General features: G+C 62.9%; 10 protein-coding genes. All 10 read right to left on the reverse strand.

Going from position 1 to position 9,772, the window contains the following annotated elements; translation table 11 throughout:
* Window positions 1-146 precede the first annotated feature (146 nt).
* Window positions 147-656 carry a hypothetical protein gene (locus FJ251_10145; protein ID MBM4118079.1) on the reverse strand — a complete coding sequence of 170 codons (510 nt, stop codon included), beginning with the start codon at window positions 654-656 and terminating at the stop codon, window positions 147-149.
* Window positions 657-764: 108 nt separating this feature from the next.
* Window positions 765-1,736, reverse strand: a complete 972-nt coding sequence (locus FJ251_10150; GenBank protein MBM4118080.1) for a restriction endonuclease — start codon at window positions 1,734-1,736, stop codon at window positions 765-767.
* Complete coding sequence (locus FJ251_10155) at window positions 1,729-3,243, reverse strand: SAM-dependent methyltransferase (protein MBM4118081.1); 1,515 nt, start codon at window positions 3,241-3,243, stop codon at window positions 1,729-1,731. The genes FJ251_10150 and FJ251_10155 overlap by 8 nt, the downstream gene beginning before the upstream one ends.
* Window positions 3,244-4,068: 825 nt before the next feature.
* Window positions 4,069-4,608, reverse strand: a complete 540-nt coding sequence (locus tag FJ251_10160) for an HXXEE domain-containing protein (GenBank protein ID MBM4118082.1) — start codon at window positions 4,606-4,608, stop codon at window positions 4,069-4,071.
* Between the two features lie 96 nt (window positions 4,609-4,704).
* Complete coding sequence (locus tag FJ251_10165) at window positions 4,705-6,402, reverse strand: erythromycin esterase family protein (GenBank protein ID MBM4118083.1); 1,698 nt, start codon at window positions 6,400-6,402, stop codon at window positions 4,705-4,707.
* A 219-nt stretch (window positions 6,403-6,621) separates the two neighbouring features.
* Window positions 6,622-7,023: a hypothetical protein gene (locus FJ251_10170; protein MBM4118084.1), complete on the reverse strand. Its 402-nt coding sequence runs from the start codon at window positions 7,021-7,023 to the stop codon at window positions 6,622-6,624.
* Window positions 7,024-7,277: 254 nt separating this feature from the next.
* Complete coding sequence (locus tag FJ251_10175; protein MBM4118085.1) at window positions 7,278-7,493, reverse strand: hypothetical protein; 216 nt, start codon at window positions 7,491-7,493, stop codon at window positions 7,278-7,280.
* Window positions 7,493-7,735 carry a hypothetical protein gene (locus tag FJ251_10180; GenBank protein ID MBM4118086.1) on the reverse strand — a complete coding sequence of 81 codons (243 nt, stop codon included), beginning with the start codon at window positions 7,733-7,735 and terminating at the stop codon, window positions 7,493-7,495. Before FJ251_10180 ends, FJ251_10175 begins: the two co-directional genes overlap by 1 nt.
* The gene (locus FJ251_10185; protein MBM4118087.1) at window positions 7,732-8,202 is read right to left on the reverse strand and encodes a hypothetical protein; all 471 of its coding nucleotides are present in this window, start codon (window positions 8,200-8,202) and stop codon (window positions 7,732-7,734) included. Before FJ251_10185 ends, FJ251_10180 begins: the two co-directional genes overlap by 4 nt.
* A 26-nt stretch (window positions 8,203-8,228) precedes the next feature.
* Window positions 8,229-8,726, reverse strand: coding sequence for a DUF3592 domain-containing protein (locus tag FJ251_10190; GenBank protein MBM4118088.1), 498 nt, complete (start codon window positions 8,724-8,726; stop codon window positions 8,229-8,231).
* Window positions 8,727-9,772: the final 1,046 nt, after the last annotated feature.

Here is a 9,772-nt window from a genome sequence, read left to right on the forward strand (position 1 = left end):
AAAACTTGGCATGACGAGTGCTGACGTTTGGCATCATACCTGACCCTCCGCAGAGAGGGATGCCGGTCCAACGCTCGCGCTCATCGGCGGCGCGCAGCGCCGTCCGCTGCATGCTCTTGTTAGGCGCTCACGGTTGTTAGGCGCGCTCACGGTCTTTGGCTGTATCTCCCAATCCACCAAGACACAAGCAAGGCAAATGCCGCGAGCTGCGTGGGAACCTCGACGAAGCCGAGGAACGGGCTCGGCGAGGTTGGGCCAGCATTGGGTTTCAAGTAGACCCAGCCCTCTATGGACCCTGGCCCGGGCATAGTAACCGACCATACACTGAACACCAGCAAGAGACCGAGAAGGGCCAGGAATCTCCTTCTGAAGCTCCATTCGGCGAGTGTTTTCAGGAAGGGAACTAGAGCAGCGCCGAATAGCAGACCTCGCAGAACTTGCGCAGGAATGAGCCATGTCTCGACGTGTCGCCATTCAGCAGGATCGTGAGGGTTTCGCATCCATGGATCGAATAGACCCGCATCAATCTGCTCCTTGTATATCAGCGAATAAGCCAGCGTACCCACGGCAAGGTAGGTCACGCAATGGACGAAGGTTACCCATGCCCCGAAGGTAACATAGTTTCGGACTCGAAGCTCTGTCGCCAGTGTCTTCACACATTGCCTCCGTTGTTGCGCGAGCGCCTAACGCTCGCGCTCATCGGCGGGGTCGCGCAGCGAACCGTCCGCTGCAACCGGTTGTTAGCGGGCTGGTTGGCACACTGGTCATTCGTATGGCCCGAGAAACCGCTCGCCGTTGAAGTGGATAATGTGCGAGGGCGCATCGGCGACCCACACCTCGGTTTCCCATGCGATGGCGTTCAGGTACTTCGTCATCGCTCGCCGTGTCAGAAATGCGGTTACGAAGACGAGGCCAGACCGAGCAGAGCCGAACACAACCTTGAGCTCGTTGTGCCTCTTGACCCCGATGGGGCCGTGACTGGTCACGGCTTCGATCAGAACAAGCCAGTCCTTGTCGCGTAGATGAACAACTACATCGGGCATCTTCCCGTGTTCGTCGATCTCTACGCCGAGGTCCTCCAAGTAGCCGACTTCCACGTGTCGCTGTCTTTGCCCCGTGTCACCTAGGTAGACGACCACGCCCCCAGGGGTGAACCGAGGGCAAAAGCCCTCGATGATCCTCTGGACGAGCTCGTTCTGCCCGCCTGCCGTCAGCGGCACCTTCTTTCCGTTCGGCAGCCTGACCGCAACAAGCGCCATGTCGCGCTCGCGAGGTTGAAGGCGTCCGAGTGCGTCGGCTGCGGCCACATATGCGGTCAAGGACTCCGCCCAAGCGCGTGAGCCGAACGTTCGGGCCAGCCTCAAGAGGGTCGGAGCGATCTGGTAGCGATTGGCGGGGCTATTCACTGGGCGACGAGGATCGTCAGGATTGGCCACCACCAAGCCCATTTGGACGAACTGGTGGACGGTGAAGCGCCTCACGGTCTCCCGCGTGTTCGGAGCGTATTCCTTGCCGAACTGGTCGCGAAACACATTCATCATCTCAGTGATGCCGAGCATCGGATCCGCCGCGGCCCCCCAGGACTTGCTGGGGGTCATGCCGAGAAGTGCGAGGAGAACGAGGGCGGAACGCTCGTTCTGCTGTTCTTTCGGTACGTTCAGCGAGGCGAGTATCTTGAGACCCTGGTCGATGCGCTTTGCTGCCGCACCACGCCTGTTGGCGGGTCTCTTAGCCATGGAAGAGCACCTCATCGATGAGGCGATCGAGCTCTTCTTGGCTTGGAAAGGCTGATCCAATCCGGCGCCCCAGCGCGATGAGACCGGCGCGTTGAGGGTACGGCAAGGACCGCAGGTCGGAAGCGTTCACCTGCGTATGACCGCTAAACTGCCGAAAGAACGCGTCCACGAGCGATGAGTTCAGGTACGCAGCAAGCCCCTTTGCAAGCGATGCTGTCAGTCCGGAACCACGCTCATGGAAGTAATTCAGGTGGTTCTCGAAGGCGACTTGGCTCGCGGTGACGCGCGTGGGGTCGTAGACCGCTGCGACGATTCGGCGGCGCTCCTCTTTCGAAGAGAATCGCTTCGTCAACACATAGTGCCCTCTCGGGACAAGAAGTTCTTCCGCGCTTGGGCCGAGAGCGAGAGCGTTCGGCTTGCGCGTTCGCCCATTGGGCCACTCCACGAAACCCTGCTTGAAGTGACAGGGATAAACGAGCGGCACCGTGTTCCTTCCGGCGTGGGCGCGAAGCAGGTCTCGCGCTCGAAAGTCTACGACTCGTCCTGTAGACACCGTCAGGCCCAGATCGAGGAGTGCTCCTCCCAAGCTACTGATCTGATCTCGGGTAGCCTTGCCAGCTGTTTCCGGGACGACATGAATGACCGCGTGACGGTCCCTGGGATCAACAAGCTCTTCGTGCTTGATCATTCGCGAACGCAGGATTTCGCCAGGCTTCGCGTTGGCAGAAACCATGACCGCCTGGTTTTCTTCTCTGTCCTTGACGGCGTGGAAGATGACGTTCTCCTGCAAGACCTTGTCATCTCTGAAGGCATTGTCTCGCGAATCGAAGACGTGTACTCGACGGAAGCGCATGTCCCGCAAGAAATCGTGCCGGAATGGCTCGAAGTAGGGACCGTTGCAAAAACTCCTCGGCGTAATCGCGACCATCTCCCCGTCCGGGACGAGGAGGCGGGCCGCAACAGCGACAAACCCCGGGGACAGGTTGGTCGTTTCCAGCCCGAGTGAACGGAGGATCGAGCGTTCCTTGGAGTCGGTGCGGATCTTTCGATAGGGCGGATTGAGAATTGCGCAGTCGAAACGCTCCTGCTCGCCCGTTCCAAAAAGATCCCCACCCAGTCCGATGGCGCCCGCTTCCAGGAAGTCCTGGTCGACTACGCGTGCCTGAAACGAGATCCCCGCGTCCGCACACGCACGTCGACAGCGGTCCAAGGTCTCGCGGAGAAAGGTAACGAGAATAGGATCGACCTCGTACGCCGTGACGGCGAGGAAAGCTGGACGCTTGGGGCGCCCGCAGAGGGTCAGCACCAACGCGGCGCACAGCGATCCGGCTCCGGCGCCTGGATCAAGAAGGCGGACCGTGGGCTTCCCGCATTCGAACATTCCGGCCATGAACGCCGCGATTGGGATGGGCGTCAGGAATTGCCCCATCTGGGCACGGCGTCGGGGATCTAGGCGGGCAGACGCGTCCTTGCGGGCGTCATCAAGCGCCGGCAGCAGTTCCTCCACGGCAGCGGTCGCAGCCTCCAGGGTCCGTCCTTTCTCCACGTTGGTGGTTTCTATCACTGCGAGAATCCCATCGTTGTCCCGCTAGCGCTCGCGCTCATCGGCGGGGTCGCGCGGCACGGCCCTTGCCCTGCATGGGCTGTGACGTGCGAGTCCGGCCGCTGGAGCGCGTGGTTAGATCGCCTGCGAACTTGCCCTGGGATCGGTCACCATGCGTGATGGCAGCCTCCGCGAGGCCTGATCGCTCTGCCAACTCGGAGTTGGCGCGTGCCCAACGCCGGACCCACGTCTCGAGACCTAGGGACGAGAAGTACTGCCAGGCGAGGTCTGGCCGGAATGAGCGAAGGTACCCCATCTCGGTTTCCATGGCTCGGTACTGCGGGATTCTAGCCGCGACTGCAGCCGCCTTCAGTGACCAGCCTCGTTTATCTCGCGCCTCCTGGCAGCGAGCCGTGATCGCGTGCCAGCGAATTCGGTCCTGGAACGTCTCGGCCGTCCGTCCGACGAACACATGAGGGAACTCGGTCACCAGCAGGCTGCGCAGCTGCCCCGCTAAAAGTTCGACTTCGGCATCGTTCAGGATGCTACCTTGGTTCCTCCGAAGCTTGCGCGTCACCTGCTTCACGGGGTCCATTCTCGCTCCATCCGTCGATCCAACGGCTCGGCTTTGAGCTGCCGGCCGCCGTGTACCCCCGAGTGTCGACCGCCGGACGCCGCTTTGTCAAGGACGCGGCCGGCGGCTGGAAGGCGTGACACGCCTCCGAACGCGGCCGGCGGCTGGAAGGCGTGGCACGCCTCCGAACGCGGCCGGTTCCCTCCAATGCCTTCCTATGCCGCCCGCCAATGTTCGCCGAGGAGGAGAACGAAGGCGACGAGAACCAGCGGGACAGCAGCGTGGATCGCCACCCCGATCAGGAGACCAGCGCGAAAGTCGCGCTTGGAGAGCGATCGCCGTCCGCGGACCAGCGCTGCGACACCGAGCAGGAGCCAGAGCAGGAGGGCGGAAACGAGACCGGGCGAGTAGCTGGCGCTGAGGAGAGTGCCGCCGATATGAAGCGCCGCATTGATGGCAAGGATCGTGGCCAACGCCACGACCAGCAGCGCTCGGGTCGGACGCCGGAGAACAAGGAAGACGGCGATGGTCATGAGTGCCCAGAAGAGCGCGTTGGCGCCAAGGAACGCTCCATCGGGGATTGCGAGACGTGTCAGCTCTGCCGTGCGCGCGGGGAAGCCGCCCCAGTACTCCTCCGCGATATAAGCCAGGTAGGTCGCAGGGAAGAGGACGACCCACGGGCCGACGAAAGGCTTCGGGGTCGAGCGAGAATCCCTGGTCGTAGGTTTCCCCCCGTGCGGCATAACGCTCAGCATCAGCGGCGGCGCGTAGCGCCGGCCGCTGCATGCTGTTGTTAGGCGGCAAGGCAAGTGGCGATCGGCGACCTGCAGACGCCGACCCGTGGGCCCGGTTCATGGCAGCGACCTCGACGGTGTGGTGTGGTCGAAGAAAACCAGCGCGTCGTAGCAAGACCCCACAGGGATCGGCTCCGGGATCACCTGCGACGCGTAGCTGCGCATCGGCAGGGGCTGTGCGAGCCACGCCGATGCCCCCGGATCCGCCGCGGCGCTCCGCAGATCCAGGATGAACCGCGGAATGCCGATCGAGTGGCACGCCCATTCCAGGCTGCCCGGCTTGGACGGCTCCGCGACCGACTCGCCGGGAGGCACTCGCTGATTGACCGGGTTGAAGCCGCCCTCGTGGAAAGCGAAGGCGACGACGACGAAGTCGCCGCCATATCGGCTGGCGAGACTCGAGCCGATGGAAAGGCGCCTGGCCAGCCGCAAGTTGTCCGCCCACAGGATCATCTTGGACCCGGGCGGCGCCTGGTCCAACTCGCGGGCGATGTTCGCCGCCATGATGTCCTCTCGCGCGCCGCCCTGCCCGGCGTTCACTTCGGACATCTGGGCGATGGTACGCGCGTTCACGATGGCTCGGTCCACGTCAGAGGGCGCCGAAGAAGAGACGAGCCGGTCTCGCACGGCCTCCAGATGTTCCAGAACGCGTGTCGCGGCCGCGCTCGCCTCGGACCAAGTCGCTGTGGCGGCGGGCGCGTCTGGCTCGACCCTGCGGATGCACAGGCTGTACTCGCCCGCGAACACCGTGGTCGAGTCCAGATCGATCGCGTAGGGGCGTCCTTTCACCCCGACGTTGCTGAACCCCACCGGCCGATCGGTGCGCTCCATTGTCAGGTCGAGGTCCTCGTTCCCGGCGAAGGGCTCTCCGTCGATCTCGATGGCCAGCGAGTCGAACCAGGCCGTGCCACCCCCTGCCAGCATGCAGCCGAAGCGGATGAACGAGATGCTGTCGGGTATCTCGAGGGTGAAGTCGTAGGGCGCCCACGGCGTGCTGCCGCTGACATCCTGAGTGCCTCCCCCGACGACACTCTTGCGACTCGCGTCGCCGCGCATCCAGAGCGTTGCAGAGCCGTCGCGCACGTTCTCGGTGCGGATCCAGCAACTGAAACGGACCTGGTGTCCGGCCGCCACCGATGCGGGGAAAGAAGCAGTGGAAGAGGTGAACCGTGATTCCTCCCGTGGGGCCGACGCCACGAGTTGGTAGGCATTCGTGACCGAGTCCAGGTAGGAAGGCTCGGCGCGAGCGATGAAGCGCGTCACGGCAACCGCCGCTGAGTCGCTGGAGCCTAGCATGTCGAAGCCGAGGAACTCGAGGCGTCCCCGGCCCGACCGGTTGAAGTCCCGCGCCCACTCGACGAAGTCTAGGAACTCCTGCGTGTTCTTCGGGCGCCGGACCCGTTTGAGCAGCGCCTTCGGGTCGCCCTGACCGGTGAGGACGTATTCGTTCAGGCCGTTGACATCGGACATCTGCTCCTCGAAGCCGACGAGCGTGACTGCCGAAGGGGAGGCCAGGTACTGGATGATGCGGCGCTTCATCTGGAAAAACTCGTGCGTACCGCTCGAGACCTCGCCCAGAGCCACGAGGCGCGCCTCGCCGACGATGGCGCGCAGGGGTGCAAGGTCGCGATCGGAGCCACCCGGCTCGCAGGTGCCGAAGGGCCGCGCACTCTTCCGGAGCCACTCGACCGGAGGGCGATCGACAGGCGGCGGAGCGGCGCCGCAGGTCATGAGAGTGGCGAGGACCAGGCCCACGACACTTCCCCGCAACCGGAGCGGTTTAGGGCGCACGCCGCAACCTCCAGTGACGAGGAATGGGACTCCAGGCCGGTCAGGGGGTTCTACACTGCTGACACGCCGGCATACCGACCGGAAGCGGATCACGATGACTGTCTCACCATGGTCTGCATGCCTCGTCGCCCTCCCGTGGGGGTCGCTGACCTTCGCTGTACACCCGTCGCCTGACGTTCAAGCTCAGCGGCGCGGCTTGCCCGCGTCCGCTGGAGCGCCTTGTTGGGTCGCGTTTCTCCTTCCGCCAAGACGCTCGATGCCCTTTGTCACTGCCCATGCAGCCGTGGCGAGCAGGATCGAATAGATAGGCGAGAACAGGAATACCAAACCGGATGTGGAGGACCCTGTCTGTGTCCCGCCCCAGTCGAAGACCCATGCGGCATGTGTCAAGGCAACCGAGAGCGTCGTGATGCCGGCAAAAGTGGTGGCACTCAGCGATGGCCGCACATCACCTGACCTTACAATCGCCAGTATCGCCAGCACCAACGGCAACAGGTTCCAGAATGCGAGCCAGTAGAGTCCTTCAGCATAGACCACCAACAGGCCGGTGCCAGCAATAAGCACTACGCATACGATTCGAATCATGGACGGTTTGCCCCGCTGCGTTTCCGTTCGGCCCACAACAAGATGTCACGCCGGTCCTGCTTGGCCAGGTCAATCAGGCGCTTCAATTCCTCAATGTCGCCTCCGCTCAGATCAACTGCCGCGAGGTGAATGCGTTCCTGCTCTCTTTCGTGAGCCTCCGTCCCGTTGCGTGCCAGGATTGCTCGGGCTTCTTGCGACCGGCCGGGAAACGCTCGTTCAATCATTCCCGACAGCGCATCCGTTCCCATATCAATTCACCGCCGGGAAACAAACCGATCGACCGCGTAGCCGGCCAGCAGCGGCGACCCGAAGGAGATCGCGATGAGCACCAGTCGGTCGAGCCACACCGATACATACGGCAATGGCCGGGCATGGCCGATTAGCGTGACGCCGATGAGGAAGGCCGGTGGCAGACAAATGAGGAATGCCAGTGCGGCAAACAGCCATGACCGTAGGCGCCTTGCCATCATCACACCCAACCCAAGAGGAAGCTCATCACCGAGTCCAGACTCGCGGCGAGTTTTTGTCGCGGCGGCAATCCCTTGCGGAAATGGTGGTTGAACACGGGTACGCCAATCAACAACAGAAATAATGCCTCGAGGACGAGCAATACGGTTCCCTGCGTTGCCCAGTCCTCGAACCAGGGGTTAAACACACAAAACAGCGCGAGGGCATTGACCAGCGCGACCACGAGAAAGATGCCCTGCCTCACGCTTTATCCCCTCCCTTTCGTCGCAGCGACCACCAGGCGGTGAAAAGCGTACCGAGCGGTGCCGGGACTGTTGCATATAGCAAGGCGGCAGCAAGCGCCCACGGCCAGTACTGCCCTTGATGATCCTGCGCCGGATCGTAGTCTAGGTACATGGTCGCCAATGAACCCGCGAGTAACAAAAAGAACCACGCCAGCCCATGAATCGCCAGACGCCATAGCGTGGTGGAGAGCGGCACCGAGGACGACACCCGCAGCAGCCCCCGCCAGCGGTGCAGCATCCAGACGGCGACAGCCACCAGCAACACAAGCGGCAGCCACAATGCCGCCTGCTCGAAGAGATGATGGAGCGTCCCGCCCTCGGGGTAGGGATTCATTGACAGCAGGCTGGCGTTGACCACCATGAGCGGCACGAAAGCCGTCCAGGCCAGAGCCCAGGGGAACAGCCCCCGCAAGGTCTGCTCGCGCACGAAGGTGCGCCCATGAGCATGGCTTATCATTCATCACCTCGGCTTCCGCGATGGTATCCCCATCGCGTACGCTCCCATCCGTACTTGTGGCGTGAGTGCAGGGAGGCCAAGCCGAGCAGGGTAAGGACAGATCCCACGCCCGCCAGAAAGATGGAACGCAGCCAGAGATCGGTGAAATCATCGATCCGCGCCTGCTCGGGTCGTCCCGGATCGTAGAGAATGCGCACCCCCTCGCCTTCCGAATATCGAGGCGGGTAGCTGCTGACGATGGATTCGTAGTTTATTTGCCTGCCGTTGCGGGTAGTAAAGCGGATGACTGGGCGATAGGTCGCTTCCGCCTCACCTTGATGTTGAGGTTGGATGTGGCGATCCTCTTCCCGCATCAGGATAACCTCGCCCGTTGCAGCAACGGCACGCTCGATCAGCGCGGTGGTTTGCCTCCAGTAATGGTAGGCGCCGCCAAGGAGTGCGATTCCCATCCCAAGAAAGGCGAGAGGCCCGACATAACCGCGAACGTGGCCCATACGCGCTCGTCTCCCATCAATACGTTCTGGCAGCGGCCCAACGCAAGGGTCAGCGGCGGCGCCGTTCGATGCTCATAGTACCACAAGCTCCCCGCGCCGGCCGCTGCAACCTGTCGTTAGGCTCGAACCATGGTACCCCTTGCCCCCCGGACTGCGTGACGAAGTCACGCGGCCGCCCCAGATGCGCAGGGGCGCACTCAACAAGGAAGGGTGAACTTCCATCAGTGCATCCTCTCTCGCCTCGGCACTTCCTTTCGAGGCTAACGCACAGCATCAGCGGCAGAGCGCAACGCCGTCCGTTGCATGCTGTTGTTGGGCTGCCGCCTGCCATCGCCGTCTCATTTCCCTTCTGATGGCGAAGGGGGGATCAGCCGCACACTGATCCGCCGTCCGTCGGTGGACAGGGTGCCCTGCCCGTCGTAACGCATCTGGAAACTCGGCCCAGCGAGCGTCATGCGATTGAAGGAGTAGGTACCGCGGCGACTGAGGTCGACGCGCCGACCGTCGAGTTCGGCGGTCCGAATGCCGGGTGCGACGAAATCGGCCCGCCTGGAAGTGCCGTCTGCGCTGGTCTCCTCCGCGATGGCGGACTCGCGGACCTCAAGGAAGAGGTCGTCGTTGCCGAGCTGCTTGAGGGTGTACACATGGCAGAGTTTGGCGAAGGACCGAGTCGGCTTCTCGAGAACCAGGCGCCTGCCTGCACACGTTCGAGAACGGCTTAGGTTCAGAACGGGCAATTCGACAGAGAGATGGAATCCTGGTGCGTTCTCGAGGCTGTCCACGGCGGCCTGGTATTCGATCGGATAGGCCTGGACGCGGTGGTCACTTGTCGCACGAAGGCTATCGTATCGGTAGCGCTCCTTGACCCGCGCGAGGAGACTATCGCTCCGGGCCGGGGTGGTGGGCAGGCGGTCTTCGAGCATCTCGGCGAGACCAGGACTGGTGGCGGCATCCGAAACCCGGGGTTTCCAGTCGACGTTGAAGAAATCGAGAAGCATCCCGAGGGCGGCGCCGGTCGGATAGACCCGATTTCGGGGCATGTCCCG

This window comes from bacterium (assembly GCA_016873475.1).
Lineage (GTDB): Bacteria > Krumholzibacteriota > Krumholzibacteriia > JACNKJ01 > JACNKJ01 > VGXI01.